The organism is Chryseobacterium viscerum (assembly GCF_025949665.1).
GTDB lineage: Bacteria > Bacteroidota > Bacteroidia > Flavobacteriales > Weeksellaceae > Chryseobacterium > Chryseobacterium viscerum_A.
Genome location: NZ_JAPDFT010000004.1, coordinates 63,210 through 89,761, shown reverse-complemented (window position 1 = coordinate 89,761; position 26,552 = coordinate 63,210). Strand labels below are relative to the sequence as shown.

Below are 26,552 nucleotides of genomic sequence, written 5' to 3'. Positions count from 1 at the left end.
AAGAAGTTTAAATACCCGTATTCCTGTTTTGATACAGAATAAGCAAAAGACTGTTTTGGCAGTCTTTTTTTATATAGGTTAAATATCTTAAAAAGTCATGAAAAAGTTATAAATTTGCTGCCAAATGAATATTTCAGCATACATTTTAGAATACTTAAAACAATTTGGAACTGCCACGGTTCCAGGCTTTGGGGTGTTTTCACTGAAAAATTCTAAGGCAATTATCAATTCCGAAAACGGGAGCATCTTACCTCCAGCCAGTCAGATTGAATTTACAATAGACTACGAGGTGCAGGCTGAAGATCTTACTGCTTTTATTGCAGGACAGAAGCAGATGTCCTTAGAAGCTTCAAGAAGTGATCTGAAGATCCAGACAGATTTTTGGAAGAAGAAACTTCAGGCCGAACAGGTTCTTGAAATTCAAAACCTTGGAACAGTCTTCATTGAAGAAGGACATACCCACTTCAAAGGCAAAAGAATAGAATCAGGACGTCCGGACTTTTATGGACTGGAAGAGATCAGATTTTCAGATATCAATAATGGAGAAAAGGTTAACCCTTCAGTTAATCGCGAAAAAGATTTTAAATTCAGAAAGACTATTCTCTGGGCCTTTCTTTTGATTATTCCGGTTTTGGGGATTTTATACCTTGCATTTACCCAGCAGGAACTTCTTTTTGGTAAGAAGTCTTTCAATAAGGTTTCTGTACAGACCTCTACCCACAGAATTGTAAAAGATACAATTAAGGTGATGGTACACACCCCGGAAACATCCGTTTCAGATTCTTTGAAAAAAGATTCATTAAAACCTGTCGGAAAAGGAGTAAAACAAGCTCCGGCCGTTCCAAACAACACTAAGACTAGATGGCAAAAATAAAAAAAGCGTCAGAATCTCTGACCATTATGACCAATATCGTTCTTCCGAACGAAACCAATTCTTTAAGAAATCTTTTTGGAGGTGAACTTTTAGCGAAAATGGACCGTTGTGCGTCTATTTCTGCAGCAAGACACTGCGAAAGAAGAGTAGTAACAGCTTCTGTAAACCACGTATCTTTCAATCATCCGATTCCGGAAGGCGGAGTAGTGGTATTGGAATCTAAAGTTTCCAGAGCATTCTCTACTTCTATGGAAGTATATGTGGATGTATGGTTGGATGACCCTATCAATCAGAAGAAAATTCACACCAATGCCGGTATTTATACCTTTGTTGCTGTAGATGAATTCAACCGTCCGATTCCTATTCCGGAAATGATTCCTGAAACAGAAGAAGAGAAAGAAAGATTTGCTGCAGCATTCCGTAGAAAAGAACTTTCATTAATTCTTTCCGGAAGAATGAAACCTCTGGAATCTGTAGAACTTAAAAAGTTATTCCAGGAACCACAGGAGCCTAAGAAAGACAAGAAATAAAACACAAAAAACACAAATGGTTGGCACAAATTTTCACAAATGGTTTGTGCTCAGCCAGATGAAAAAAAATAATCAAAATGGATATTTCAGAAAATGATATATCAAAAATTGTTTATGAAGCAGGGTATATAGTTCATAAGTCTCTGGGACCAGGACTTTTGGAAAGTGCTTATGAAGAATGCCTGTTTTATGAATTAAATAAACATGATATTCTTGTAGAGAGACAAAAACCGATGCCATTAGTTTATGATGAAATTAAAATGGATGTTGGCTATAGACTTGACTTTTTGATTGAGAGAAAATTTGTACTGGAAATAAAATCTGTAGAATCATTGCATGATATTCATCTGGCACAGATACTCACTTACCTTCGTTTAAGTAATTGTAAGCTTGGTATGTTAATCAATTTCAATACACTTCAGTTTAAAAATGGAGTTAAGAGAGTGATTAACGGTGCTTTGTAATTTGTGCTATTTGTGAAATAAATTAGTGTCATTTGTGTTTAAACTATGAAAATACTTCTTTTAGATAAAAATCATCCTCTTATCACTGAACAGCTTTTGGCTCAGAATTTTATATTGGAAGAGGATTTTACATCGTCTTATGATGAGGTTTGTGATAAAATTGGAAATTACGACGGGATTATTATCAGAAGTCGTATTCCGTTAGACAAAAGCTTTCTGGAAAAAGGTAAGAATCTGAAATTTATTGCAAGAGTAGGAGCTGGAATGGAAAATATAGATATTCCTGTTGCTGAAAAGCTGGGAATCCAGCTGATCAATTCTCCGGAAGGAAACAGAGACTCTGTAGCAGAGCATGTGGTAGGAATGCTGCTTGTGATTATGAACAGACTTTTTATTGCTTCTCAGGAAGTAAAAAACGGGATCTGGAAACGTGAAGAAAACAGAGGAGATGAATTGCTGGGAAAAACTGTGGGGCTTATCGGATATGGAAATATGGGGAAGGCTACTGCTAAAAGGCTTTCAGGATTCGGATGTAAGGTGATTTTCCATGATATACTCCCTGATCTTTCGGATGAATATGCAACGCAGGTTTCACTGGAAGAATTGAAACAGTCTGCAGAGGTTTTAAGCTTACATATTCCTTTGACTTCGGAAACGCATTATCTTATTGACGAAAATTTCATCGCAAAGATGAAAAACAACTTCTATTTTGTTAATACGGCAAGAGGGAAAAATGTAAAAACTAAAAGTTTAGTAGAAGCATTGAAGTCAGGAAAGGTAAAAGGTGCCTGTCTGGATGTATTGGAGTATGAAAAGTCTTCTTTTGAGCATATTGAAACAGAAAATGAAGATTTAAAATACCTTCTTGAATCTGAAAAAGCAATTGTTACACCGCATATTGCCGGATGGACCCATCAGAGTAAAGAAAAACTGGCCCAGTTTATTGTAGATAAAATTATAGCTTCACATTGTTAGGCTAATAAACGAAGAAAATAAAAAGCTAAAAAGGCGGGTTTGCAAAAAAGTGAACTCGCTTTTTCATAGATTTTCAAACAAGTAAAACGATGTAATCATGATCTGGACACCAATACCTATTGAAGAAATCTTAGAAATTATTTTCTCAACAGAAAAAGAGTTAAATGGTAATCTTTTAAACTTCTGGGATTTAATCAAAATAGATCCTGAGAAATGGTATGAAGAAGATTACGGGCAGGAAGGCGGCGGCTTTTGGGTAGTAGGATTAATGGGAAGAAGAGTTATCTATTATAATGATATTGAAGAAGGATTTAATATTTCAGAGTATACAGAATACGGTACAATTGATCATTATTATTGTAATCAGGATGAACTCCGGATAGCAATTTTGAATCTTTATAGTATCATCACATTTGGAGGAAGAGTTATAGGGCAGGCAGGTCCTCCTATTTAGAAAACAAATTTGCGTTTCTGGTAATCGTGGTCATTTTGCCTATTCGCGATTTTTTCTCTCATTTATGTTAAATAATTCATAATATCCCTCTCTTATTTATTATTTATTTTTGAGTTTTATTAAATTGCCGCTCATTTTGAATCTCATGACGAAGCGTAATTTTGTACTTATCCTAACTGTTCTTTTATCAATATTTTCTTGTAAAAAAAAGACTGAAGCCAAAGAGACTTCAGCGGAAAATACGACCAATCTTCCTAACTATGGAAACGTAGATCTTGGAGATGTTTTCACTAAAGGTGATGGACAGCTTCTGAACAGGCAGACAACAGTAAGCTATATAGACCAGTACTACAAAAAAATATGGGACGGAGGAGATCTTAGCGGCGGAATTCTGGTTGCTAAAGGAGATGAAATTCTTTACGAAAACTACAGAGGTTTTGGAAGAGAAGGCAATCAGATGCCGATTGATAAAAATACACCTTTGCATGTAGCTTCGGTTTCAAAAACATTAACAGCAATGGCAATGATGAAACTTATTGAGGCGGGAAAAATAAAACTTACAGATCATCTTACCCAATTTTTTCCGGGGTTTCCATATCCGAATGTTACCGTTCAGACTTTATTGGATCAAAGAAGCGGTCTTCCGAAATACGAATATTTTATTACCAAAATACAGCCTGCTCCGGCAGAACTTTCCAAACCGTTTATTACGAATCAGGATGTATTGAATATGATTATCAAATACAAACCTGATCTGGCAAGAGATACCGATACTGGGTTTATGTACTGTAATACCAATTTTGCTCTATTGGCTTTATTGGTTGAAAAAGTTACAAAAACTCCCTTCCCACAGGCGATGAAAGAAATGATTTTCACTCCGTTGAAAATGAACCACACGTATATCTTTCAGGAAAAAGATATTCCTACAGCTTCACAGTCTTTCTATTATGGAGGAAATAAATTGTATCCTTTAGACAGGCTGGATCTTATTTATGGTGACAAAAATGTATACACTACTCCAAGAGATTTGTACAATTTCTCAAAAGCAATGTTTTCAAAAAACTTTCTGAAACCGGAACTGATGGAGATGGTTTTCGCCCCTTACAGCAATGAAAAGGCAGGAATGAATAATTATGGATTAGGATTCAGGATGAAAATCTTTGATAACGGTGAAAAACTGACGTATCACAATGGCTGGTGGCATGGTACAAACTCTGTATTCGCCCACCTTTTAAAATCTAAAGTGACCATCGTAGCTATTGGAAACAAATATTCAAACAAAGTATACACAGCCCTTGCGTTATCCGGATTATTCGAGGATTTTCCTTTACAGAAGGAGAAGCTGCACACCGTTATGCATGACAATAAAGATACTTTAAATTCCGGACAGGAAGTTTTTGGAGAATAATGTTTATTTTTGCTTAAACATTTTCATGAAAAGGTTTCTTTTATTATTTATTATCTGTTTTCTTGTACATTCTTGTGCAAGAGTGGGATCTCCTGTTGGGGGGCCTAAAGATACTCTAGCACCAAGGTTTTTAAGTTCAAATATTGATACTACAAGAATTAATGTCAAAAAAGATATTCACGAGCTCCGTCTGGATTTTGATGAATATGTGACATTGAAGGACATCAATAAGAACCTGATTATTTCACCTCCTATTAAAGGGATAACAAGGATTCTTCCTTCAAATATTGCCAACAAATTTGTGCTGATCCAATGGACGGATACACTTCAGGCCAATACAACTTATAATTTCAATTTCGGAAACTCTATTGTAGACAATAACGAATCGAATATACTGAGGTATTTTAATTTTGCTTTTTCTACGGGAGATAAACTGGATGATCTTTACATCAGTGGCGAGGTAAAAGATGCAATGGATATTAAAAAGAAGACAGGAACAACAACGGAAAATAAGCTTGTGGTTGGTTTGTATCAGGTAAAAGATACCATGGATTATAAGAAAAAACCTTACTATATTACAAAGGTAGATGAAGATGGATATTATGAATTGAATTATCTGACCCCTGGAAAATATAAAATTATTGCTTTTGACGACGAGAATGGAAATTCTATGTATGACCCCGGAAAAGAAAAGGTTGGGTTCCAGAAAGATCCAATAAATGTAGAGAAATCTATTTCAGGATTGAATTTAAAAGTATATCCTTCCAAAAAAGCAGTGAAATATGTGGAAATGAAAGAAATCGCAGGAGGAGCTTTAATGACATTTGAAGGTAATCCTGATGAAGTAAAGGTTCAGTCACTGAATGAGAAAATAAAAGATATCAAAATAACGCATAACCCAAAATCCGACTCTGTCAGAATCTGGTTTGATGCGGTAAAAGATGATGTAGGGCAGACAGCAAATGAAAAACTCACGTTTACCCATAATAAAGGCATGAAAAAAGATAGTGTCTACAACGTTTCTTTATTTTACAGATATAATAAGAAGAATTCGATGGATGTCGTGAGCGATAATGACGGAACTTCAATCGCACCAAAAGCAGATTTAAAGCTTGCATCAAACTATATTGTAGATAAAATTGATCCTTCAAAATGGACGTTAAAGATCAAAGGTGACAGTTTAACAACTATACCATTTACAGCTAAAATTTCAGAAACAAACCCTTATCAGATCCATGTGCAATCGGATTTTGTGATGGGAAAAAGCTATGAGCTTACTGTTCCTAAGGAAACGGTCTCTTCATTCTACGCAAAAAACAGCCAGTCAAAACGATTTGATTTTGATGTTGCTAAAGTAGATCAGTTTGGAAGTGTTGAGTTCTCTATTTCAAATGCTCCGGAAGCAAATTACTGGATTCAGCTGATAGATTCTTCGGACAAAATTGCTTATCAGAAATATATAAAAGGAGATAAGGTAAAGTTTGATATATTAAGACCTGCAGAATATATTGTAAGAATTCTGGTAGATAATAACGGAAATAAATACTGGGATGAAGCAGATTTCGCTAACGATGTATTTGCCGAAGATGCCTATATCTTCCATAAAAAAGTGATCGTAAGAGGATTGTGGGAAACAAGAGAAGATTGGGACCTGAAGGATACCAGAACACTCGATAGCCCTAAATCAACTTCTGCTGCTCCAGCGCCAGCTTCAACCTCTATTCCGGTACCAGAAACTCCGCAGCCTGAAACGCCTGCAACAACGAAGGAACCGCTGAAAAAAGAATTTAAATCCGGTAACGCTGTTTTAACTCCGGCAAAATAAGCAGATAAAAATGGCTAAGAAAATCATATTTTGGATATTAGTGGGTTTTGCCCTGATTCAGTTTTTTCCTATTGACAGGACCAATAAGCCGGTTGATTCTGCCACAAACTTCGTTGATGCAAGGAAAACACCGGAAAAGATCAGAACGCTGCTTAAAAATGCATGTTATGACTGCCATTCCAATGAAACAGTTTATCCGAAATATGCTTTTATCGCTCCTGTATCATGGTCTGTAAAAAGCCATGTAAATGAAGGCCGGGAGCACCTTAATTTTTCTACCTGGGAAACTTATAATAAGGATTTGAAGAAGAATATGATTACTAAATCTATTCAGACTATCCAAAGCAAAGCAATGCCAATGCCGGGTTATATTGTTTATCATAAAGAAGCCAATCTTTCAGAAGCAGAAAGAGCATTGCTGATTCAGTACTTTGAAGAAATGCTTAAGGCTAAAACCTATTAAATTTATAGCAAAAAAACTCTCGCAGATTTTGCCAACTGAGCAAGATTGTAAAATCACAATCATCTGCTGAATCTGCAAAATCTGCGAGAGAATATATATTACAAAAATTATTTCTTTAAATAATTCTCGAAAAACCTCTTCTGAGAATCAAAAGCAATATCTTCTAAATTTAAATCCTGTAAAGGAATCCAGACTGCTTCTGAAATCTCCGAGATCTCAAGGTTTACCTCAAATTTTTCCGAAACACTATACTCATAGAAGAGATCGATGGTATTATAATCGATTTCCTTGTATTGATAGATGTTAGGGAGACTGGTAAGGTATTTCAGGTTAGAAATATCGATGTCAAGCTGAAGTTCTTCAAAAAGTTCTCTTTTACAGGTTTCCTCTGCACTTTCTTTAGGGTCAACGAATCCTCCGGCAAGATCAAGTTTTCCTTTTTTAGGATCTCTGTTTCTTCGGGTAAGGTAAATTTCGTTACCACATCTGATGACAACCGCCACGGCGCCTGCCACATTATTGTACAAAGTAAAACCACATTCCGGACAGCTCCATTTCTTTTCGCCATCCCATTGTAAGGACTCTTTGCCACAGCTTGGGCAATATTTCAATAGTTTCATTGAGCAATATTAATATTTCTCGGGTGATAACTCAAAATAACATCCCTTAATTCTTCCGTCTTCAGATGCGTATAGATTTCCGTTGTTGTAATACTGGAATGTCCCAGCATTTCCTGAATATAACGGAGATCTGCTCCATTCTGCAGTAAATGCGTAGCAAATGAATGTCTGAAGGTGTGTGGAGATATTTTTTTGTTAACCCCTGCTTTATCTGTAAGTTCTTTAATAATAAGAAATACAATCACTCTGGACATAGAGGTCCCACGGCTGTTTAAAAACAGAGTGTCTTCATATTTCTTATTGATCTTACCTTTAGAACGTACCTCTTTGATATAACTTTCCAGCAAATCAGCAGTATAATCAGCCAAAGGAACAAAACGGGTTTTGTTTCCTTTTCCGTTTACCTTGATGTATTGCTCTTTAAAGTTGATATTGGAGATCTTCAGATCAATCAGTTCAGAAACACGAAGTCCGCACCCATATAGTACCTCTATGATGCAGTGGTTTCTTTTTCCAAGATCTGTATTGACTTCAATAGCAGCGATAATTTTGTTGATATCAGGCAGGCTTAAGGTATCAGGAAGATATAATCCCAGTTTAGGGCCTTCAAGTAACGCAGCAGGATTGTCTTCACGGTATTCATCCTCAAGTAGAAATTTGAAAAAGGCTTTGATGGAGGATATCCATCTTGCTTGTGATCTCTCACTGAATTTCTGTTTAGAAAGATTGAAAATGTATTCCTGCAGGTTTTCATAACCGATAGAATCTGGACCGACGTTTGCCAGATCTTCTTTTGCATAATCTTTTAATTTCTTAATGTCCCGAACGTAGGCGTCGAGAGTGTTTTCTGAAAAATTTCTTTCGAAACGAAGAAATATTTCAAAATCTTTGATCTTTTCATCCCAAGTCATTTGTGCTTATTTTTTTAGTTCACAGTCCGATATTTGTTCTATTTCAATGTTATGGTTTCTCAGGAACGATATTCCATCGTCATCCGAATACTCATTAATATACACCAGTCTCGTAATTCCTGCCTGCAGAATCAGCTTACTGCATTCTTTACAGGGAGAAAGCGTCAGATATAACGTTGCTCCTTTTGCAGATTGAGTAGAAGCAGCCAGCTTTAAAATAGCATTGGCTTCCGCATGCAATACGTACCAGTGTGTTTTTCCCTCTCCATCTTCACAGCAGTTTTCGAATCCCGAAGGAGTCCCGTTGTAACCATCTGAAATAATCATCCTATCTTTTACGATAAGAGCTCCCACCTGTTTTCTCTTACAGTAGGAGAGTTTTGCCCATTCCTGAGCCATTTTTAGATAAGCTTTATCAAACTTATTCATACCACAGCATTGTTTTTTTCGAAATAATTTGGATTAAAATCTTTTAGAAAGTTTAGAAGTTCGGCTTTCTCTTCTCTAGAAACGCAGTAACTCCCTCTTTCTTATCTTCCATTTCAAAAAGTTCCCCAAAATATTTAATTTCAGTTTCAAAACCTTTCTCCGTGTCAGATAAATTCACGGCGTTTATAGCCTTGGATATTGCCATTGGTGAATTGTAGGCAATAGTATTTGCTAATTCTTTCGTTTTGGTTAATAATTCTTCAATAGGATATACTTCATTGACCAGGCCGATCTCTTTTGCTTTTTGGGCAGGGATCATTTTGGCAGAGAAGATCATTTCGTTGGCAATACCTTTTCCTACAAGCTTTGGAAGCCTTTGAGTTCCACCGTATCCCGGGATTAATCCAAGAGTTACTTCAGGAAGCCCTAATCTGGCGTTTTCCGATGCGTATCTGATATGGCATGCCATGGCAAGCTCTAAACCTCCGCCTAATGCAAAACCGTTTACGGCTGCAATGACAGGTTTAGACATATTTTCAATTTTATTGAACAATGTATTTTGTCCGTTTCTTGCAAGTTCTTCAGCCTTTTCCTGTCCGAAGTCGCTGAATTCCTTGATGTCAGCTCCCGCTACAAAAGATTTTTCTCCACTTCCAGTAAGGATAATTACCCTGCAGGAAGTATCAGCATTAAGCTCATCCAGTGCGGTACTGATTTCCTGAATTGTTTTTGCATTTAAAGCATTTAAACTTTCAGGTCTGTTTATGGTAATGATAGATAATTTATCTTCTTTTTTTAATAATATGTTCTCGTAACTCATTTTTCCACTTTAAAATATCATCCTTTGCAAATTATGAATTTTTTACAAAAAAAAGGAAAAAATATTATTTTTTTTTCCTTTTTTTTAATTTATCATTCAATATGATTATTTGGAATGATTCATCATATTTGCATCAATATTGACGTTTAGTTGAGAAGCCACTTTCATGCCAAGCTCAATGTTGGCACGGAAAAAGTGACATAGCTGTCGGTTGATAATCTCATCTTTTTTCGGTCCGGTGATACCATTCATGCTGCCTACAATATTTTTGATCAAATGATCTCGGTCTTCTGCATTCATTGCTTTTGAATAAAGCAGCCCCGGCTGAGTATAATGATCACTGTCGTTATCATTTCTGTTATAACTGGCTACATGAGCACTGTCTAATTCATACTCAAAGTTTTTATAATCAGAATCTGCCTTGATATCATCAAAGCTGTTCGGATGGTAATTTGGTTTATCCTGATAGTAGCTTGAATCTGCCATATAGCCATCTCTCTGGTAGTTATTGACAGCAAAAGGACATCGGTTCACCTCCAGTTGATGTGCATTGACACCCACTCTGTAGCGGTGTGCATCAGGATAAGAGAATAGTCTTCCCTGAAGCATTTTGTCGGGTGAGAAACTAATTCCGTTAATCAGGCTGCTTGGTGAAAAAGTAGATTGTTCAACATGAGCAAAATAATTAACAGGAACTTCATTGAGCTCCATTTCTCCTACCTCAATCAAAGGAAAATCATCATGGAACCATACTTTTGTTACATCAAAAGGATTCCATCTGAAATCTTTTGCCTGCTCTTCAGTCATTACCTGAATGTACAGGGTCCATTTCGGAAAGTCCCCATTTTCAATAGCATTGCACAGGTCTTCCTGAGCGAAATCCGGATTTTTGCCGGCCATTTTTACAGCTTCTTCATCAGTGAAGTTTTTCACTCCCTGTTTGGTTTTGAAGTGGAATTTTACCCATACTCTTTCATTTTTATCATTGATCATGGAGAAAGTATGAGACCCAAATCCATGCATATGTCTGTATCCGTAGGGTGTTCCTCTGTCTGACATTAATATGAGAACCTGATGAAGTGATTCTGGATTTAAGCTCCAGAAATCCCACATCATTGTAGCACTTTTTAAGTTTGTCTTCGGAACTCTTTTTTGAGTATGGATAAAGTCCGGAAATTTTTTTGCATCCTTAATAAAGAATACCGGAGTGTTATTTCCTACAAGATCCCAGTTTCCGTCTTCAGTATAAAATTTTAAAGCAAAACCTCTAGGATCTCTTGCAGTATCCGCACTTCCTTTTTCTCCTCCCACGGTAGAGAACCGGGCAAACATTCTGCATGAATTTCCTACTTTTGAAAATAGCTTTGCTTTTGTGTACTGGCTGATATCATGGGTTACGGTAAAGATTCCGTATGCTCCGCTTCCTTTAGCATGCACTATTCTTTCAGGAATTCTTTCCCTAACGAAATGGGCAAGATTTTCCTGAAGAATAAAGTCTTGCAGCAATACCGGGCCTCTTGGTCCTACCGTCTGTGAATCCTGATGCTCAAAGTAAGGTGCTCCGTTGCTTAACGTTAATTTTTTAGAATCCATATAATTGATGATTTGAATAATTCTTTTTCCTTTTTCTAAATCGAAGTGTAAAGGTAGTGAATATCAAATTTACTTGAATTTTTAATTGCTAATAACAAAAACGTTATATCTTTGTAATAGATAATATTAATCAAATGAACATTCAGCAACTGGAGTATCTTATCGCTGTTGATAAGTATAAACATTTTGGTAAAGCAGCTCAGGCATGTTTTATTACACAACCTACGTTAAGTGCCATGATACAGAAATTTGAGGATGAACTGGATGTGAAGGTTTTCGACCGAACTACTCACCCGATTCGTACCACGGATGTAGGTCTTCAGATTATTGATCAGGCAAAAGTTATTATAGAGTCTGTCAATGAGTTGAAAAATAAAGCGAATCTTTTGAATAATATTTTAGGAGGAACTCTCAATCTCGGAATTATTCCTACTGTTTCTTCTTTCATTCTGCCTACGGAAATCTTCAAGTTCCTTGAAGATAATCCAAAGATTCAGATGAATGTAAAAGAAATGACAACGGATAATATTATTAAAGCTTTAAAAGCCGGAGAGCTTGATGCGGGAATTATCTCAACTCCTTATGATACAGCTGACGAGTTTTATCAGGATTTCTTATTCAATGAAGAGCTGATGATTTACAGTTCCAATACAGAGGCCAACAAAAAGAATTCTTACATCATTCCGGAAGACCTGAATGTAGAAAAAGTTTGGCTGCTTGAAGAAGGAAACTGCCTGAGAAATCAGTTTGAAAACATTTGTCATCTGAAAGAAAATACCCTCAAGCCTAAAAACTTAGACTTCCTGGCTTCCAATATCCAGACTTTGGTACACATGGTAGATAAAGTAGGAGGGATCAGTATTTTGCCGGAGCTTGCGTTGAGTCAGCTTTCAGAAGAGCAGAAGAAAAATGTTTTCAGATTCAAAAAACCTTTCCCTTACCGAGAGATCAGTATTATTTATTATAAGCCGACATTTAAGCAGAAAATTATTGATGAATTGTCACATTCTATCAAAACTTCTTTAGAACTTAAGCTGAATTATCACGAAAGTCCAAAAGAATTTGTAAGCATTAAGCCTCAGTAATGGAAATGCTTTAAAGTGATAGAAATCATCAATTTAAATAAAATAATAATTAATAAACAAAAATTTTGAGTATTACGAAAATAGTGCTTAAATTTGCTGACGTTTATTACGAGGAAAAATTTGACCTGATTGCAACCTCTATAAAAATATGCTAAAACAGTATTCTTTTTTTCTGGGCAATTTTATTTCATATTTTCTTCAATACAATTTTTTTAAATCTTTAAAAACAAAAGAATTATATGTCTTATTTATTTACATCTGAATCAGTTTCAGAAGGACATCCGGATAAAATTGCCGATCAAATCTCAGATGCATTAATCGACCATTTTTTAGCATACGATAAAGATTCAAAAGTAGCATGTGAAACTCTTGTAACTACCGGACAGGTGGTATTGGCAGGAGAAGTAAAATCAGATGCTTATCTTGATGTACAGACCATTGCCAGAGAAGTAATCAACGGAATTGGGTATACAAAAGGTGAATATATGTTCAATGGAGATTCTTGTGGAGTGATCTCTGCTATCCATGAGCAGTCACCTGATATCAACCAGGGAGTTGACAGAGCTGTAAATGATGAGTCTTTTGAAGCAAAAGCAAATGCACAAGGAGCAGGAGATCAAGGAATGATGTTCGGGTATGCTACCAATGAAACGGCTAACTATATGCCTCTTGCACTGGATCTTGCCCACACTATTCTTAAGGAGCTTTCTGCAATCAGAAGAGAAAATAAAGATATCACTTATCTTCGTCCGGATGCAAAAAGCCAGGTAACAATTGAGTATTCAGATGATCATAAGCCAATCAGAATTGATTCTATCGTTGTTTCTACTCAGCATGATGATTTCGGAAGTGAAGAAGAAATGCTGAATAAGATCCGTGAGGATATTAAAAATATTCTGGTTCCTAGAGTAGTTGCACAACAGACAGAAGAAATTAAGGCTTTATTTAACGATCAGATTAAATATCATATCAATCCTACAGGGAAATTCGTAATCGGAGGACCTCACGGAGATACAGGTCTTACAGGAAGAAAAATCATCGTAGATACTTACGGTGGTAAGGGAGCTCACGGAGGAGGTGCCTTCTCAGGAAAAGATCCGTCTAAAGTAGACAGAAGTGCTGCTTATGCAACAAGACATATTGCTAAAAACTTAGTAGCTGCAGGAGTTGCTGATGAAGTTTTGGTACAGGTTTCTTATGCAATCGGGGTAGCTGAACCTTGTGGTTTATATATCAACACATACGGAACTGCAAAAGTAGATCTTCATGATGGAGAGATCGCAAAAAAAGTTTCTACGATCTTCGATTTAAGGCCTTACGCTATTGAGCAGAACTTAAAATTAAGAAATCCTATTTATCAGGAAACAGCTTCTTACGGACACATGGGTAAAGAGCATTATGTAGCTGATAAAACCTTCAACAAAGGGCATAAAAATGAGCTTACGTTAAAAGACCTTGAGTTTTTTACCTGGGAAAAACTAGACAAAGTAGAGGAAATTAAAACCGCTTTCGGAATTTAATTTTCCCTTTAAAGAATAATAAATGAGCTGCTTTATCTTTGGATAAGGCAGTTTTTTTTAATTTTACACCTTAATAATATAGAAAGATGATGAATTTTCGAACTGTAGTTGCTGTCCTGTCCCTGTTTTTGCTAAGTACATTAGCAAAGGCACAATATACCATGCATAAAATGATTACTGTGGGGTATACTTATCAGAATCAAAGTTTTGGTGAAATAGGAGGGAAATTGCTTTTTCTTAAAAATGATGATGTGATTTACAGATTGGGAGGATCTGCGCTGATGGGAGTTACGGACTCCAAATTCGCTATTATGCCAAAGCTGCAGGCAGATGTTCTTCTTAATTTTGAAAAAAATGTAGACTTCTATCACTCTTATTACTTTTTAGCAGGAGTAGAAGGAACCAATAAATACATTGCTCCTAAAATAGGAGTCACCTTATTTGGGATGCTGGACCTTACTGGAGGCTATGCTTTTCCTATCGGAGACACCCGATTGAACGGAAAAGAGATGAAGGGTCTGAATATTAATTTTACATTAAATATCCCTACAGTCTTTATTCATGACATGTTTAAATGATTTTTTTTAGATTTTTCTCTATAAAATTTAATAATAGGTTAACAGTTATTAAAAAATTATTATATTTACATCATAATAATTGTACTACCGCCTATAGAAGAGACTCTACTCTAGAACTGTTTTGTTTATACAGCAAAGGCCAGAAGAAATATCTGGTAGAATGCTTGTCTGCAAATATTTATATTGAGAAGAGTTATGAAATCAAAATCGGATAGTTTACTAATTTCCCTTTACCAGAAAGGAGACGAGGGTGCGTTGTCAACCCTTATTCATCGACATCAGAGAGAACTGTTTACATTCATTTTTTACAAAATTAATGATGAAGATTTAGCTAATGATATCTTTCAGGATACATTCATGAAGATAATTGTTATGCTCAAAGAAGGGCGCTATAACGAAGAAGGTAAATTTATCCTTTGGGCAAAAAGAATTTCCCACAATTTAATCATCGATCATTTCAGGTCAAAAGCAAAGAATATAAAAGTTTCAGAAACTACTTTTGAAACCGATGAATATTCTATTTTTGATTTGATCAGAGAACCTTCTGAAAACATTGAAGATCAGCTTGTGACGAATCAGATACAGGAAGATCTTCTAAGGATGCTGCAGTTTTTACCACAAAATCAGCAAGAAGTAATCAAACTGAGATTTTTTGACGGGCTGAGTTTCAAGGAAATTGCAGATCATACGGATATGAGCATTAATACAACTCTTGGAAGAGTACGGTATGCGCTGATAAACCTGAGAAAAATCATGGATGAAAATAATATAATATTAACCAGATAAATAATATTTTGGAAAATTTCACGTTTTAAGGAAAACATACTTCGCTTATGAAAAAAAATGACTCCTTAAAAGTGAAAACTTTGAAACCTAAGAAACAAACCATTGATTTTTTGCTGAATTTTTCTAAAAGCCTTGAAATTGTGAAAAGCAAGAGCAAAAATTATCCTATCTCGAAAAATTAAAATTATTAACTTTGTGCTGTATGAAAATGCAGCATGTTTTTTTTGACCTGGATAATACACTCTGGGATCACCGCAGAAATGCCTATCTTACCATCAAAGAGCTTTTTGAAAAACAGGAAATTACTTCAAAGTATCATATTGACTTTGAAGAGTTTCACTCTGTTTATCATGATATCAACGAAGAGTTGTGGGAAAAGATCAGAGACGGGATTATCGGCAAAGAGTATTTGAGAGAGCACCGTTTTTATGATTCCTTTAAACATTTTGGAGTAGAAAATAAAGAGCTTGCCCTTTATTTTGAAGAAAACTTCCTTGATAATATTGTGAGTCATAATGAATTGGTAGAAGGAGCCGAAGATGTTCTGGAATATCTGAAAGCTAAGAACTATACATTACACATTATTTCTAATGGATTTCAGGAAGTAACGGAAAGAAAATGTACCCTGTCCGGAATTGCACCCTATTTTAAGACGATTACCAGTGCAGATTCTGTGGGAGTAAGAAAACCTAATCCCAGGATTTTTGAGTACTCCTTAGGGCTTTCTGAAGCCAGAAAAGAAGAAAGCATCCTGATTGGGGATGACTGGATTGCTGATGCCATGGGAGCAACAGATTTCGGAATGGATACTATTTTCTTCAATGTCTATAAGGAAGATAAGCAGAGGGAAGGATTAAAAGCTATTACCCATCTTCAGCAGATTAAAGAATATCTATAAATAGACCATATAATCTAATAAAAAAGCCATTAAGTTGTACTTAGTGGCTTTTTCCGTTTTTAATACTTTTCGAAAATCAACATTAATAACTTATCTGCTAAAATCTGCAGTAAAACTTAAACTTTATCCTATTTATTTTTTACAGAAATAACTTTTCCCAATTCTTTCCCAAATTGATTTGGAACTTTGCTCCATAATAATGACAGAAAAATTAAATGTTATGAAAAATGTAAAGAAAATCACAGGAGTATTGATGTTCATGTTTTTATTAATGGGAAGCTTTGTTTCTGCACAGGACAGAGCAATCAATGCTAATCAGTTACCCAAAACAGCTAAAAACTTTCTTGCAGCCCATTTTAAAGGAATACCCGTAAACTCGGCCATAGAAGACAGAGAAATCTATGGAATAGACGAATATAAAGTATATCTGACCAATGGAATGAAAATGGAGTTCGACAGCAGCGGAAACTGGAAAGAAGTAGATGGTAAACATCAGAAAGTTCCTTATGGTTTCATTCCTGTATCAATAAGAAATTACAGCACCAAAAATTTCCCCAATACCTACATCATTAAGATAGAAAAGAAAAGATGGTCTTACAAAGCAGAACTTTCTAACGGATTGGAGCTTGAATTCGACAGAAACGGAAATTTTAAAAAAATTGATGATTAATTCAAAAGTAAAAATCAACACTAAATAGTAATAATATGATCAACTGGAATTTAATAAACAGCAGCGGAAGAAAAATTTCTTCTGCACAGATTAGAAAAAATATGGTTTCATTTATGACAAGGAATCATCCTTGCAGCGTAATTGATTCCATTGAAAGAAAATATAATGCTTATAAAATCAATTTAATGAACGGTTTATGTCTCGTTTTTGATGCAGATGGACGCTTTGTTAAGTAGGGAAGCTGGAGGCGGGAAGAAGGAAGTGAAAAAAGTTGCATAGGTTGAGATAAATAACGTCCAGCTTCCCGCTTCAGTCCTTCCCGTTTATAATTTCATATATTTGATATACATTAATGAAGCAGCAGAATATACAGATCCAGAAAATATGAAGATTTTAATAGTAGAAGATGAACCCGAACTGAAAGATACGGTACAGAAATTTCTGGAAGCAGAACATTTCATTGTAGAGTATGCAGAAAATTACAGCAGCGGACTGGACAAAATTATTTCTTACGAATATGACTGTATTTTGCTGGATATTATGCTGCCTGACGGAAATGGAATAGATCTGCTGAAAGAAATAAAAAAAATGCATAAAAAAGATCCTGTGATCATTCTTTCTGCTAAAGATTCAGTAGATGATAAGGTAACCGGGCTGGAAATTGGGGCTGATGATTATCTTGCAAAACCTTTCCACCTTGCTGAGCTGATGGCGAGAATCAAATCTGTGATCAGAAGGAAAAACCAGGATGGCGAAAATATAATCCGGTACAAAAATATAAGCATTGATCCGGAGAACAGAACGGTGAAAATAGGAGAAGAGGAGTTAGCTCTCAATCGTAAAGAGTATGATCTTTTGTATTATTTTGTGATCCATCCGGAAAAAACATTGCAAAAGACAACACTGGCAGAAGCTATTTGGGGAGATTATATAGATCAGGCAGACAGCCTTGATTTTATTTATTCCCAAATTAAAAATCTTCGAAAAAAATTAAAAACACTCAATGCAGAAGCTGATTTTCAGGCTGTATACGGAATAGGATATAAATTCATCTGATGAAAGTTTCATTAAAATATTACACCATAAAGTACCTGATCATGATCCTGCTGTTCATTATTGCAGTTTGGGCAGGGCTATTTTATGCCTATATTCTGGATGAAGTGCATGATAATGTAGATGATGGATTGAGGAATCGAAAAATACAAATCATCAAAGCTGTTTATCTTAATCCTCAGCTTTTGAATAATAATGATTTTGGATTCAATGAATTTAAAATAAACCCGATCAAAGCTGAAGAATATCAAAACAAAAGCAGGCTTTACAACAAGATGTACTACATGGAATATGATGATAAAGATCAGCCTTACAGGGTTCTTGAGGCAGACTTTATTGATCAGTTCAAAAAGAATCAACGGCTTGTCATAAGAACTTCCACCGTAGAAGAAGATGAATTGATATACGATCTTACGACTGCCTTGATTGTACTCTATATCCTTTTGGTCATAAGTATTGTGGCAGTCAACGGATATCTTCTTAATAAGGCGATGAGACCGTTTTACCGGATTTTGGATAAACTAAAAAAATACCAGTTTGGAATTCCTTTTTCCCAGGAAAAGCAAACTTATAAGATCTCTGAGTTTGAAGAATTGAATGTGGAAATCAATGAAATGATTGAGCGTAATGAACTTGTTTTTTATCAGCAGAAACAGTTTATTGAAAATGCTTCCCATGAACTTCAGACTCCTTTGGCTATTGTTATTAATAAAATTGATCTTCTGATTCAGAATGATGACCTTGATAAAAAAAGTATGACCTTTATTACCGAAGTTAAAAATGATCTGCGAAGAATGGTAGGCTTAAACAAATCTTTATTAATGCTTTCCAAAATTGAAAACAGCCAGTTTAATAAGACTTCAGATGTTGACTTTAATGGAATGATTGCTCAATTAGTTCAGAATTACGAAGATTTCATTACATTTAAAAAAGTAGAGGTTAATGTCATTGAAAAGGGGAAATTCGTTGCAGATTTTAATCAGGATCTTGCAGATATTCTTTTGTCCAATCTTCTTAAAAATGCTGTTAAGTACAACAATGAAGAAGGAACCCTAAATATTATAGTTGAAAACAACCGGATAACATTCCAGAACAGCGGAACATCTGTACCTTTGGATAAATCAAGAATTTTTAACCGTTTCTATAAACAGGGATCAGATCATACATCCACAGGACTGGGGTTGTCTATAATTAAGACCATTGTAAAACAATATCCAGGCTGGGATATTAATTATGAATTTGGAGATCAGATGCATTACTTTATCCTGACAAAGAACAATGCTCATTAAATGCTTTACATCAATAGAAAAAGAGGCTAACTCAAAAGTGTCATTCTGACGAAGGAAGAATCTAAGATTCTTCCTTCGTCAGAATGACAAAAGCCAAATTATTTGACTTTTGAGACAGCCTCTTTCTTATGCTTAAAGCTCAGAATTAAAATCCTAAGCTTGTTCTTACTCTTTTAAGAGTTTCCAGCGCAATAGGTCTGGTTTTCTCAGCTCCTTGCTGAAGTTTTGCTTCAAGTTCATCAAGGTTGTTCATGTAATAAGTGAACGTTTCTCTTTCCTTCTCAAAACGAACAAGAATAAGGTCTAGTAACTCTTTCTTAGCGTGTCCGTATCCGAAATTTCCGGCAAGATATTTTGCTCTCAATTCTTCAGTTTGTTCAGGCGTAGCAACAAGTTGATAAATCTGGAATGTTTTATCCGTTTCAGGATCCTTAGGTTCTTCTAAAGATTTTGAATCTGATTCAATGCTCATTACCTGTTTTTTAAGCTCCTTTTCAGGTAAGAAAATATTGATAATATTTCCTCTTGATTTAGACATTTTCTGACCATCTGTTCCAGGAACATATTTGGTGTCTTCCTGAAGTTCAGATTGTGGAAGAACAAGAATATCACCCATCTGATTGTTGAATCTTGAAGCCACATCTCTTGCAAATTCCAGGTGCTGAAGCTGATCTTTACCTACAGGTACAATTTCAGCATCATACAGTAAAATATCTGCAGCCATCAGAATAGGGTAAGTAAACAGTCCGGCATTCACATCCTGAAGTCTGTCTGCCTTATCCTTAAATGAATGAGCCAATGTTAATCTTTGATAAGGAAAAAAACATGATAAATGCCAAGAAAGTTCACAGGTTTCAGCGATATCACTTTGTCTGTAGAAATATGTTTTTTCAGTATCTAATCCACAAGCAAGCCAAGCCGCAGCAATCTCGTAGGTATTTTGTCTCAACGTCTGCGCATCTTTAATCTGTGTAAGCGTGTGAAGATTCGCAATAAATAAAAATGATTCATTTCCTTCCTGCTTGGATAGTTCGATAGCAGGAATAATTGCCCCCAATAAATTTCCAAGATGGGGTGTTCCGGTGGCTTGTATGCCGGTAAGAATTCTTGACATTTGTTTAAAATTTATATTTAAAAATTAATGAATAGCAAATTTACGAGGTTTGCCGGGAATATAGAATTAAAAAGATTAAAAGATTAAAAGATTAAAAGATTAAAAGATTAAAAGATTAAAAGATTAAAAGATTAAAAGATTAAAAGATTAAAAGATTAAAAGATTAAAAGATTAAAAGATTAAAAGATTAAAAGATGTTGTCATTTAAAATTCAATAGAGGTGGGCTTTAGCCCAGCCAGCTTTGAAATAAAAAGATCTATTGGCTTTAGCCAAAACCTATCAATCAGCAAAATCTCAATATCCTTCTACACAATCATCTGTGAAAATCCGTGCAATTCGTGGTTGAAAAAACTAAGGAATCACAATCTTCTCTCCTCCGAATTTCGGTTCCACTCCAAAAAGGAGGTCCCAACATGCTTTAGCTTTGGCAGCATACTCTCTCATATTGGTCTTTAACCCCGCATATTTATTTACATCAGCAGCATTATATCCAAAGGCTTCCATTCCATTTTTTCTGGCCAGGAAAACGGCTCTTTCATTATGGAATTTCTGAGAGATAATGACCAGTTTTGTCTGACTGAAAATATCTTTTGCCCTTACCACAGAATCCAAAGTTCGGAATCCGGCATGATCCAGAATGATTTTATCTTGTGGAACTCCTTCCTGCATCAATGCAAGCTGCATATCTTCAGGTTCGTTATAATCTTTGGTGCTGTTATCACCACTAACGATGATGTATTGTATTTTTCTGCTTTTGTATAAATCGGCCGCAGCTTTAATTCTGTTGTAAAAATAAGCATTGGGTGATCCATTGTTTAAGGTTTTCCCGGTTCCTAATAAAAGACCTGTTTTGGCTTCCGGTACATCAGCAATATTATAGGAAACAAATGATTCGCTGTCCTTTTTTATGCTGTAGTTCGCCCAGGCAATAAAAATAATTCCTGCAACGAAAAGAAGCAGGAAAATTTTAAAAATATTTTTGATTATTTTTTTCATCCGAAAATACATCTTTTAAAACTCAAGCCCATTTGGGAATGCTTTTTTTCTGAAGATTAGAAGGAAAGCTGCTCCTACTGTGATAGCAGAATCGGCAACATTGAAAATATATTTGAAGAATTCAAGATGTTTTCCACCTATTAAAGGCCAGCTTTCGGGCACATACCAGTCTACTACAGGAAAGTGAAGCATATCTACCACACAACCTTTCATAAAGGTAGAATATCCATGTCCGAAAGGAACAAGCTTAGAGATACCTCCATATCCAATCCATCGGTCGGTACTGGCATCATACACTGTTCCGGTATCGAAGATCATCCCGTAAAACATTCCGTCAATAAGATTTCCGATGGCTCCGGCGAAAATGATAGCCATAGGAATCAAAAGATAATTGGAAGCTCCATCTTTTAACCATTTTTTAAACATATATACCATTCCTCCAATCAGGAAAACTCTTAGGATTACCAGAAAGTATTTTCCGATGATTCCGCCAAAATGAAATCCATAAGCCATTCCCGGATTTTCAACAAAAGTTTTGTTGAAGAAACCGTTTATCACAGGAATGCTTTCATTCAGCTCGAAATGAGTTTTGATGTAAATTTTTGAAGCCTGGTCAATCAACAACACTAAAAATGTTATCGCTAATATCTTTTTCATTACTGTCCTTTAGGTTTTGAAGGTTTTGCAGCAGGTTTTATATTTTTATTATCGCTTGCTTTCTTAACCACTTTCTGCCCGTTATATGAACTTTTAACATGAGCTTTTTCAAATTTAATGTTCATTTCTTTCAGTACACTTTTCAGTGCACTAAGCTCCATAGAATTTTTAGGATGTACTATGATAGATTCCATTTCTTATATTTAATTTTTACATTTTAGACAACTCATCAAGTCTTTTCCTGTCTTTTTCAGACAGATCATTGATTCCGTTTTTGCCCATCTTACTCAAAAGTCTGTCAATCTCTTTTTCCCATTCGCGTTTATCAGAATTGAATTGATCATCAATAGTATAGTTTTTCTGCTGATCAGGGAAAAATCTGTTTTTGATCCATTCTCTGTTGAAAAACAGCAGAATTATTGCGATAATAAATCCTAAAATTAATAATTCGCTCATGAGTATACATTAAAAATTAGGTTTATAAAGTATCCGTGAATACGATATAAACCCAATAGTATTTTACAAACCTTACGGTTATTTTTGCATATTTTTCGCTTCGATGCTCAGCGTAGCATGAGGAACGGCTAAAAGTCTTTCCTTAGGAATCAGTTTTCCTGTTACTCTGCAAACACCATACGTTTTGTTTTCGATTCTGATCAAAGCGTTTTTAAGGTCACGCACGAATTTTTCCTGTCTTCCTGCCAAAATAGAATTCTGTTCTTTGCTTAATGTTTCTGCTCCTTCCTCAAAAGCTTTGAAAGTAGGAGAAGTATCATCAGTCCCATTATTCTGGTCGTTGATGAAACTTTCTCTGATAAGCTGAAGATCTTTTTCTGCTTTTTCTATTTTTTCTTTAATGATCGCTTTAAATTCCTGTAAATCAGCATCGCTGTATCTAACTCTTTCGTCTGACATATTCTTTCTCTTTTTTAATAAAATTATGAAATGGAATTTGAAATATAATAACTACATGTTAATTTTTTTCAACATTTATCTTAAAATTAACCTCATCTATTTCGATTTCGTTAAAATTTGAAAGTGAAGATACAATTTCTATTTTATTTGACAAGACTTCAGAAGAAATATATTCTTCATTTTTCTTAATATCATCAAGGAAAGGTGAGTTCTCTTCAATGGAGATATTAATCCTGTCTGTCAGTTCAAAGTCTTTATCTTTTCGCAGGTTTTGAATTCTGTTGATGAATTCTCTTGCGATACCTTCAGATTTTAGCTCATCGGTTAACGTCAAATCTAATGCCACAGTTGTTTTACCGTCTGAAGTAACAGTCCATCCCGGGATATCTTTTGTAGAGATTTCCACATCATCAAGTGTGATCTCATATCCCTGAACGTCTATTTTTCCTTCTTTTTCAAGACCGGCAATCTGTTCTGTAGTAAGATTTGCAATCTCGGCACCTACCACCTTCATGTCTTTTCCTAATTTAGGACCAAGAGCTTTGAAGTTGGGTTTTATCTGTTTTACAATTAAGTGAGATGCTTCTTCAGCATTGATTAACTGTAATTCTTTAACGTTTACTTCCTGCTTGATCAGATCTGCAACAGCAAGGATTTGCTCTTCTGTTTTAGAATCCAATACAGGAACCAATACTTTTTGTAGCGGCTGGCGGACTTTTACATTTTCTTTCTTTCTCAGAGAGAAGACCATACTTGTAATGTTCTGAGCCAAATGCGTTTTCTCAACCAGATCCTGATCAATTAAGCTTTCATCAGCTACCGGGAAGTCTGTCAAATGTACAGATTCACAGTTCTCTTTACCTGTTACTTTATTCAGGTCCTGATACAATTGATCCATAAAGAACGGAGCAATCGGAGCAGATAGTTTAGCAACTACTTCAAGACATGTATATAGTGTCTGGTAAGCAGAGATTTTATCGTCAGAATAGTCTCCTTTCCAGAAACGTCTTCTGCATAATCTTACATACCAGTTACTCAGGTTATCGTTCACAAAAGTGCTGATTGCTCTTGCTACTCTTGTTGGTTCATAGTCTTCATAGAAAGCCTTTACTTCTTTGATCAGAAGGTTCAGTTCAGAAAGGACCCATCTGTCAATTTCGGGACGGTTTTCTACTTCTTTTTCTGAATAGTTGAAGCCGTCAACATTCGCATATAAAGCAAAGAATGAATACGTATTGTAAAGCGTTCCGAAGAACTTTCTTCTTACTTCGTCAATTCCTTCAATGTCAAACTTCAGGTTTTCCCATGGGTTGGCATTGGAAATCATGTACCAACGGGTAGCATCCGGCCCATATACAGAAAGAGTTTCGAACGGATCTACGGCATTTCCTAAACGTTTTGACATTTTCTGTCCGTTCTTGTCCAGAACAAGACCGTTACTCATTACATTTTTATAAGCAACAGAATCAAAAACAGCAGTTCCGATAGCGTGAAGCGTATAGAACCATCCACGGGTCTGGTCAACACCTTCTGCGATGAAATCAGCAGGGAATGCTTTATTATTGTCTATTAATTCTTTGTTTTCAAAAGGATAATGCAACTGTGCATAAGGCATAGAACCTGAATCAAACCAAACATCAATCAGGTCACTCTCACGCTTCATTGCTTTTCCTGAATCAGAAACCAATACTACTTTGTCCACTACATTTTTGTGAAGATCCACAAGATCATAGTTAGACTCAGCCATATTTCCGATAATGAAACCTTTGAACGGGTTTTCAGTCATCAATCCAGCTGCAATTGATTTCTCGATTTCGTTGTATAATTCCTCTACAGAACCCATGATCTTTTCTTCTTTCAGATCATCTGTTCTCCAGATCGGCAACGGAATTCCCCAATATCTTGAACGGGAAAGGTTCCAGTCGTTCACATTTTCTAACCAGTTGGCAAAACGTCCTTCTCCGGTAGCTTTTGGCTTCCAGTTGATTTCTTTGTTCAAATTAACCAGTCTGTCTTTTACAGCCGTCATTTTCACAAACCATGAATCAAGCGGATAGTACAATACCGGTTTATCTGTTCTCCAGCAGTGTGGATAAGAGTGGACATATTTTTCTACTTTGAAAGCCTTGTTCTCTGTTTTCAGCAGGATCGCAAGTTCCACATCCCATGATTTCTCAGGAGCAGTTCCTTCATCGTAGTATTCATTTTTGATATAAGTTCCGGAGAATACCTCAGGAACATTTTCTCCTTTGATGAATTTCCCTTGTAAGTCTACCAATGGTACAAGATTGTCATTTTCATCTTTTACCAACATTGGCGGAATCTCAGGCTGAGCCATTTTAGCCACTCTTGCATCATCAGCACCAAAAGTAGGAGCTGTATGAACGATACCTGTACCGTCCTCAGTTGTTACGAAATCTCCTAAGATTACTCTGAATGCATTCTCAGGATTATCATTTGGCGTAAACCAAGGGACTAATTGCTCATATCTTGTATCAACAAGCTTTTCTCCTGTAAACTCTTTTAATATTCTGAATGGAATTACTTTCGTTTCCGGCGTATAGTTGGCAAAATCCTCATCTGTACCTTCTGTATATTTTTTACCGAAAACTTTAGGTAAAAGAACGCTTGATAACACAACCGTTACAGGTTCAAATGTATATTGATTGAAGGTTTTAACTACAACATATTCAATATCTCTACCTACAGTAAGAGCAGTATTGGATGGAAGCGTCCATGGAGTTGTCGTCCATGCAAGGATATGTACATCTCCATCAACATCATTAAACAATGCTGAAGAGTCTTTCTTCACTTTAAACTGAGCTACAACCGTTGTATCCGAAACATCGCGATATGTTCCTGGCTGGTTAAGCTCGTGAGAAGAAAGTCCTGTTCCTGCTTTCGGTGAGTAAGGCTGGATGGTGTAGCCTTTGTACAACAGTTCTTTGCTATACAATTGCTTCAATAACCACCAAACGGTTTCCATATATTTTGATTTGTACGTGATGTACGGATCATCAAGGTCTACCCAATATCCGATTTTCTCTGTAAGGTTATTCCATACATCAGTATAACGCATTACTGCTTCACGACAAGCTTTGTTATAGTCTTCAATAGAGATTTTTTTGCCAATATCTTCTTTCGTGATTCCTAATTCTTTTTCTACACCCAGTTCCACAGGAAGACCATGCGTATCCCAGCCAGCTTTACGGAAAACCTGCTTTCCGTTTTGAGTCTGGTAACGGCAGAAAATATCTTTCAATGCTCTTGCCATTACGTGGTGAATTCCAGGCATACCGTTTGCTGAAGGCGGACCTTCATAAAAAACAAACTCAGGATTTCCCTGACGAATCTCAACACTCTTATTGAAGGTTTTATTTTGTTTCCAAAATTCCGCTACATTCTCTGCTACGTCAATAAGGTTGAGGTTTTTGTATTCTTTAAATTGGCTCATTGTAAATATCTCAATATCGTTGATTAATTAAGTCTGCAAATTTACTAAAATTTGTCGGTTTATAATATATGTTTTATTTAGGTAATTTCTATTAAAAAGTTCAATTTCAGAAATATAAATGGAGAAAGTGAGAAAAAGTGAATGGTGAATGGTCAATAAGTGAATTTTTC

Annotated in this window: 29 protein-coding genes; 17 read left to right on the top strand and 12 right to left on the bottom strand. The window is 35.7% G+C overall.

Annotated elements, in window-relative coordinates; translation table 11 throughout:
• The first annotated feature begins 124 nt into the window (after window positions 1-124).
• From OL225_RS19075 to OL225_RS19040, 8 genes are all read left to right on the top strand, one after another.
• Window positions 125-874 carry a hypothetical protein gene (locus tag OL225_RS19075; RefSeq protein ID WP_047377355.1) on the top strand — a complete coding sequence of 250 codons (750 nt, stop codon included), beginning with the start codon at window positions 125-127 and terminating at the stop codon, window positions 872-874.
• Window positions 862-1,404, top strand: coding sequence for an acyl-CoA thioesterase (locus OL225_RS19070; protein ID WP_047377356.1), 543 nt, complete (start codon window positions 862-864; stop codon window positions 1,402-1,404). The genes OL225_RS19075 and OL225_RS19070 overlap by 13 nt, the downstream gene beginning before the upstream one ends.
• Before the next feature lie 77 nt (window positions 1,405-1,481).
• Window positions 1,482-1,868, top strand: coding sequence for a GxxExxY protein (locus tag OL225_RS19065; RefSeq protein ID WP_319800599.1), 387 nt, complete (start codon window positions 1,482-1,484; stop codon window positions 1,866-1,868).
• Window positions 1,869-1,913: 45 nt separating this feature from the next.
• Window positions 1,914-2,843 (top strand): 2-hydroxyacid dehydrogenase, encoded by a 930-nt coding sequence (locus OL225_RS19060; protein ID WP_264519251.1) that lies wholly within the window; start codon window positions 1,914-1,916, stop codon window positions 2,841-2,843.
• Window positions 2,844-2,940: 97 nt separating this feature from the next.
• Complete coding sequence (locus OL225_RS19055; RefSeq protein ID WP_264519250.1) at window positions 2,941-3,297, top strand: hypothetical protein; 357 nt, start codon at window positions 2,941-2,943, stop codon at window positions 3,295-3,297.
• A 145-nt stretch (window positions 3,298-3,442) separates the two neighbouring features.
• Entirely contained in the window at window positions 3,443-4,705 is a 1,263-nt protein-coding gene (locus OL225_RS19050) for a serine hydrolase domain-containing protein (RefSeq protein WP_264519249.1), read from the top strand.
• A gap of 25 nt (window positions 4,706-4,730) precedes the next feature.
• Window positions 4,731-6,530 carry an Ig-like domain-containing protein gene (locus OL225_RS19045; protein ID WP_264519248.1) on the top strand — a complete coding sequence of 600 codons (1,800 nt, stop codon included), beginning with the start codon at window positions 4,731-4,733 and terminating at the stop codon, window positions 6,528-6,530.
• A 4-nt stretch (window positions 6,531-6,534) separates the two neighbouring features.
• A complete protein-coding gene (locus tag OL225_RS19040; RefSeq protein ID WP_185097836.1) occupies window positions 6,535-6,993 on the top strand; it encodes a heme-binding domain-containing protein in 459 nt (152 codons plus the stop codon).
• A 107-nt stretch (window positions 6,994-7,100) separates the two neighbouring features.
• Here OL225_RS19040 and OL225_RS19035 read toward each other — a convergent pair whose 3' ends face one another.
• From OL225_RS19035 to OL225_RS19015, 5 genes are all read right to left on the bottom strand, one after another.
• Window positions 7,101-7,613, bottom strand: a complete 513-nt coding sequence (locus OL225_RS19035; protein ID WP_047377361.1) for an NUDIX hydrolase — start codon at window positions 7,611-7,613, stop codon at window positions 7,101-7,103.
• Window positions 7,610-8,524 carry a site-specific tyrosine recombinase XerD gene (gene xerD, locus OL225_RS19030; protein ID WP_047377362.1) on the bottom strand — a complete coding sequence of 305 codons (915 nt, stop codon included), beginning with the start codon at window positions 8,522-8,524 and terminating at the stop codon, window positions 7,610-7,612. The genes OL225_RS19035 and xerD overlap by 4 nt, the downstream gene beginning before the upstream one ends.
• Before the next feature lie 6 nt (window positions 8,525-8,530).
• Complete coding sequence (locus OL225_RS19025; protein WP_034692520.1) at window positions 8,531-8,953, bottom strand: deoxycytidylate deaminase; 423 nt, start codon at window positions 8,951-8,953, stop codon at window positions 8,531-8,533.
• A 52-nt stretch (window positions 8,954-9,005) separates the two neighbouring features.
• On the bottom strand, window positions 9,006-9,773 hold the full coding sequence (locus tag OL225_RS19020; RefSeq protein WP_034692518.1) for an enoyl-CoA hydratase/isomerase family protein: 768 nt from the start codon (window positions 9,771-9,773) through the stop codon (window positions 9,006-9,008).
• A 105-nt stretch (window positions 9,774-9,878) separates the two neighbouring features.
• A complete protein-coding gene (locus OL225_RS19015) occupies window positions 9,879-11,366 on the bottom strand; it encodes a catalase (protein ID WP_047377363.1) in 1,488 nt (495 codons plus the stop codon).
• A gap of 134 nt (window positions 11,367-11,500) precedes the next feature.
• Here OL225_RS19015 and OL225_RS19010 point away from each other — a divergent pair, with 134 nt between their 5' ends.
• The 9 genes from OL225_RS19010 to OL225_RS18975 all read left to right on the top strand — a co-directional run bounded on the left by OL225_RS19010 (window position 11,501) and on the right by OL225_RS18975 (window position 19,245).
• A complete protein-coding gene (locus OL225_RS19010) occupies window positions 11,501-12,451 on the top strand; it encodes a LysR substrate-binding domain-containing protein (protein WP_047377365.1) in 951 nt (316 codons plus the stop codon).
• A gap of 239 nt (window positions 12,452-12,690) precedes the next feature.
• The gene (gene metK / locus OL225_RS19005) at window positions 12,691-13,971 is read left to right on the top strand and encodes a methionine adenosyltransferase (RefSeq protein WP_047377366.1); all 1,281 of its coding nucleotides are present in this window, start codon (window positions 12,691-12,693) and stop codon (window positions 13,969-13,971) included.
• A gap of 86 nt (window positions 13,972-14,057) precedes the next feature.
• Window positions 14,058-14,549 (top strand): hypothetical protein, encoded by a 492-nt coding sequence (locus OL225_RS19000; RefSeq protein WP_264519247.1) that lies wholly within the window; start codon window positions 14,058-14,060, stop codon window positions 14,547-14,549.
• A gap of 195 nt (window positions 14,550-14,744) precedes the next feature.
• A complete protein-coding gene (locus OL225_RS18995) occupies window positions 14,745-15,335 on the top strand; it encodes an RNA polymerase sigma factor (RefSeq protein ID WP_047377368.1) in 591 nt (196 codons plus the stop codon).
• A 202-nt stretch (window positions 15,336-15,537) separates the two neighbouring features.
• Window positions 15,538-16,233, top strand: coding sequence for a YjjG family noncanonical pyrimidine nucleotidase (locus OL225_RS18990; protein WP_047377369.1), 696 nt, complete (start codon window positions 15,538-15,540; stop codon window positions 16,231-16,233).
• A 220-nt stretch (window positions 16,234-16,453) separates the two neighbouring features.
• Window positions 16,454-16,903, top strand: a complete 450-nt coding sequence (locus OL225_RS18985; RefSeq protein WP_047377437.1) for a PepSY-like domain-containing protein — start codon at window positions 16,454-16,456, stop codon at window positions 16,901-16,903.
• A 35-nt stretch (window positions 16,904-16,938) separates the two neighbouring features.
• The gene (locus OL225_RS22080) at window positions 16,939-17,139 is read left to right on the top strand and encodes a PepSY-like domain-containing protein (RefSeq protein ID WP_407295699.1); all 201 of its coding nucleotides are present in this window, start codon (window positions 16,939-16,941) and stop codon (window positions 17,137-17,139) included.
• Window positions 17,140-17,287: 148 nt separating this feature from the next.
• Entirely contained in the window at window positions 17,288-17,959 is a 672-nt protein-coding gene (locus OL225_RS18980) for a response regulator transcription factor (protein WP_047377438.1), read from the top strand.
• Complete coding sequence (locus OL225_RS18975; protein WP_264519246.1) at window positions 17,959-19,245, top strand: sensor histidine kinase; 1,287 nt, start codon at window positions 17,959-17,961, stop codon at window positions 19,243-19,245. Before OL225_RS18980 ends, OL225_RS18975 begins: the two co-directional genes overlap by 1 nt.
• Window positions 19,246-19,390: 145 nt before the next feature.
• On the opposite strand, the gene trpS is transcribed toward OL225_RS18975, so the two are convergent.
• The 7 genes from trpS to ileS all read right to left on the bottom strand — a co-directional run bounded on the left by trpS (window position 19,391) and on the right by ileS (window position 26,382).
• Complete coding sequence (gene trpS, locus OL225_RS18970) at window positions 19,391-20,359, bottom strand: tryptophan--tRNA ligase (RefSeq protein ID WP_264519245.1); 969 nt, start codon at window positions 20,357-20,359, stop codon at window positions 19,391-19,393.
• A 352-nt stretch (window positions 20,360-20,711) separates the two neighbouring features.
• A complete protein-coding gene (locus OL225_RS18965) occupies window positions 20,712-21,356 on the bottom strand; it encodes a vancomycin high temperature exclusion protein (protein ID WP_264519244.1) in 645 nt (214 codons plus the stop codon).
• A 15-nt stretch (window positions 21,357-21,371) separates the two neighbouring features.
• The gene (locus OL225_RS18960; RefSeq protein ID WP_264519243.1) at window positions 21,372-22,013 is read right to left on the bottom strand and encodes a lipoprotein signal peptidase; all 642 of its coding nucleotides are present in this window, start codon (window positions 22,011-22,013) and stop codon (window positions 21,372-21,374) included.
• Entirely contained in the window at window positions 22,013-22,207 is a 195-nt protein-coding gene (locus tag OL225_RS18955) for a DUF2683 family protein (protein ID WP_047377375.1), read from the bottom strand. Before OL225_RS18955 ends, OL225_RS18960 begins: the two co-directional genes overlap by 1 nt.
• 16 nt (window positions 22,208-22,223) lie before the next feature.
• Window positions 22,224-22,469: a DUF6576 domain-containing protein gene (locus tag OL225_RS18950; protein WP_264519242.1), complete on the bottom strand. Its 246-nt coding sequence runs from the start codon at window positions 22,467-22,469 to the stop codon at window positions 22,224-22,226.
• A 78-nt stretch (window positions 22,470-22,547) separates the two neighbouring features.
• A complete protein-coding gene (locus OL225_RS18945) occupies window positions 22,548-22,928 on the bottom strand; it encodes a TraR/DksA family transcriptional regulator (protein ID WP_002983772.1) in 381 nt (126 codons plus the stop codon).
• A 58-nt stretch (window positions 22,929-22,986) separates the two neighbouring features.
• Entirely contained in the window at window positions 22,987-26,382 is a 3,396-nt protein-coding gene (ileS, locus tag OL225_RS18940; RefSeq protein WP_264519241.1) for an isoleucine--tRNA ligase, read from the bottom strand.
• Between the last annotated feature and the right edge of the window lie 170 nt (window positions 26,383-26,552).

Bases quoted from the DNA above. Each gene is read 5' to 3' on its own strand.
- OL225_RS19060 (WP_264519251.1), top strand. From the start codon at position 1,914: ATGAAAATACTTCTTTTAGATAAAAATCATCCTCTTATCACTGAACAG.
- OL225_RS18955 (WP_047377375.1), bottom strand. From the start codon at position 22,207: ATGGAATCTATCATAGTACATCCTAAAAATTCTATGGAGCTTAGTGCA.
- OL225_RS19075 (WP_047377355.1), top strand. From the start codon at position 125: ATGAATATTTCAGCATACATTTTAGAATACTTAAAACAATTTGGAACT.
- OL225_RS18945 (WP_002983772.1), bottom strand. From the start codon at position 22,928: ATGTCAGACGAAAGAGTTAGATACAGCGATGCTGATTTACAGGAATTT.
- OL225_RS19035 (WP_047377361.1), bottom strand. From the start codon at position 7,613: ATGAAACTATTGAAATATTGCCCAAGCTGTGGCAAAGAGTCCTTACAA.
- OL225_RS18960 (WP_264519243.1), bottom strand. From the start codon at position 22,013: ATGAAAAAGATATTAGCGATAACATTTTTAGTGTTGTTGATTGACCAG.
- ileS (WP_264519241.1), bottom strand. From the start codon at position 26,382: ATGAGCCAATTTAAAGAATACAAAAACCTCAACCTTATTGACGTAGCA.
- OL225_RS18985 (WP_047377437.1), top strand. From the start codon at position 16,454: ATGAAAAATGTAAAGAAAATCACAGGAGTATTGATGTTCATGTTTTTA.
- OL225_RS18965 (WP_264519244.1), bottom strand. From the start codon at position 21,356: ATGAAAAAAATAATCAAAAATATTTTTAAAATTTTCCTGCTTCTTTTC.
- OL225_RS18990 (WP_047377369.1), top strand. From the start codon at position 15,538: ATGAAAATGCAGCATGTTTTTTTTGACCTGGATAATACACTCTGGGAT.
- OL225_RS19010 (WP_047377365.1), top strand. From the start codon at position 11,501: ATGAACATTCAGCAACTGGAGTATCTTATCGCTGTTGATAAGTATAAA.
- OL225_RS19025 (WP_034692520.1), bottom strand. From the start codon at position 8,953: ATGAATAAGTTTGATAAAGCTTATCTAAAAATGGCTCAGGAATGGGCA.
- OL225_RS19015 (WP_047377363.1), bottom strand. From the start codon at position 11,366: ATGGATTCTAAAAAATTAACGTTAAGCAACGGAGCACCTTACTTTGAG.
- OL225_RS19000 (WP_264519247.1), top strand. From the start codon at position 14,058: ATGATGAATTTTCGAACTGTAGTTGCTGTCCTGTCCCTGTTTTTGCTA.
- OL225_RS22080 (WP_407295699.1), top strand. From the start codon at position 16,939: ATGATCAACTGGAATTTAATAAACAGCAGCGGAAGAAAAATTTCTTCT.
- OL225_RS19050 (WP_264519249.1), top strand. From the start codon at position 3,443: ATGACGAAGCGTAATTTTGTACTTATCCTAACTGTTCTTTTATCAATA.
- OL225_RS19065 (WP_319800599.1), top strand. From the start codon at position 1,482: ATGGATATTTCAGAAAATGATATATCAAAAATTGTTTATGAAGCAGGG.
- OL225_RS19070 (WP_047377356.1), top strand. From the start codon at position 862: ATGGCAAAAATAAAAAAAGCGTCAGAATCTCTGACCATTATGACCAAT.
- OL225_RS18995 (WP_047377368.1), top strand. From the start codon at position 14,745: ATGAAATCAAAATCGGATAGTTTACTAATTTCCCTTTACCAGAAAGGA.
- xerD (WP_047377362.1), bottom strand. From the start codon at position 8,524: ATGACTTGGGATGAAAAGATCAAAGATTTTGAAATATTTCTTCGTTTC.
- OL225_RS18980 (WP_047377438.1), top strand. From the start codon at position 17,288: ATGAAGATTTTAATAGTAGAAGATGAACCCGAACTGAAAGATACGGTA.
- OL225_RS18975 (WP_264519246.1), top strand. From the start codon at position 17,959: ATGAAAGTTTCATTAAAATATTACACCATAAAGTACCTGATCATGATC.
- OL225_RS18950 (WP_264519242.1), bottom strand. From the start codon at position 22,469: ATGAGCGAATTATTAATTTTAGGATTTATTATCGCAATAATTCTGCTG.
- OL225_RS19045 (WP_264519248.1), top strand. From the start codon at position 4,731: ATGAAAAGGTTTCTTTTATTATTTATTATCTGTTTTCTTGTACATTCT.
- OL225_RS19055 (WP_264519250.1), top strand. From the start codon at position 2,941: ATGATCTGGACACCAATACCTATTGAAGAAATCTTAGAAATTATTTTC.
- trpS (WP_264519245.1), bottom strand. From the start codon at position 20,359: ATGTCAAGAATTCTTACCGGCATACAAGCCACCGGAACACCCCATCTT.
- metK (WP_047377366.1), top strand. From the start codon at position 12,691: ATGTCTTATTTATTTACATCTGAATCAGTTTCAGAAGGACATCCGGAT.
- OL225_RS19020 (WP_034692518.1), bottom strand. From the start codon at position 9,773: ATGAGTTACGAGAACATATTATTAAAAAAAGAAGATAAATTATCTATC.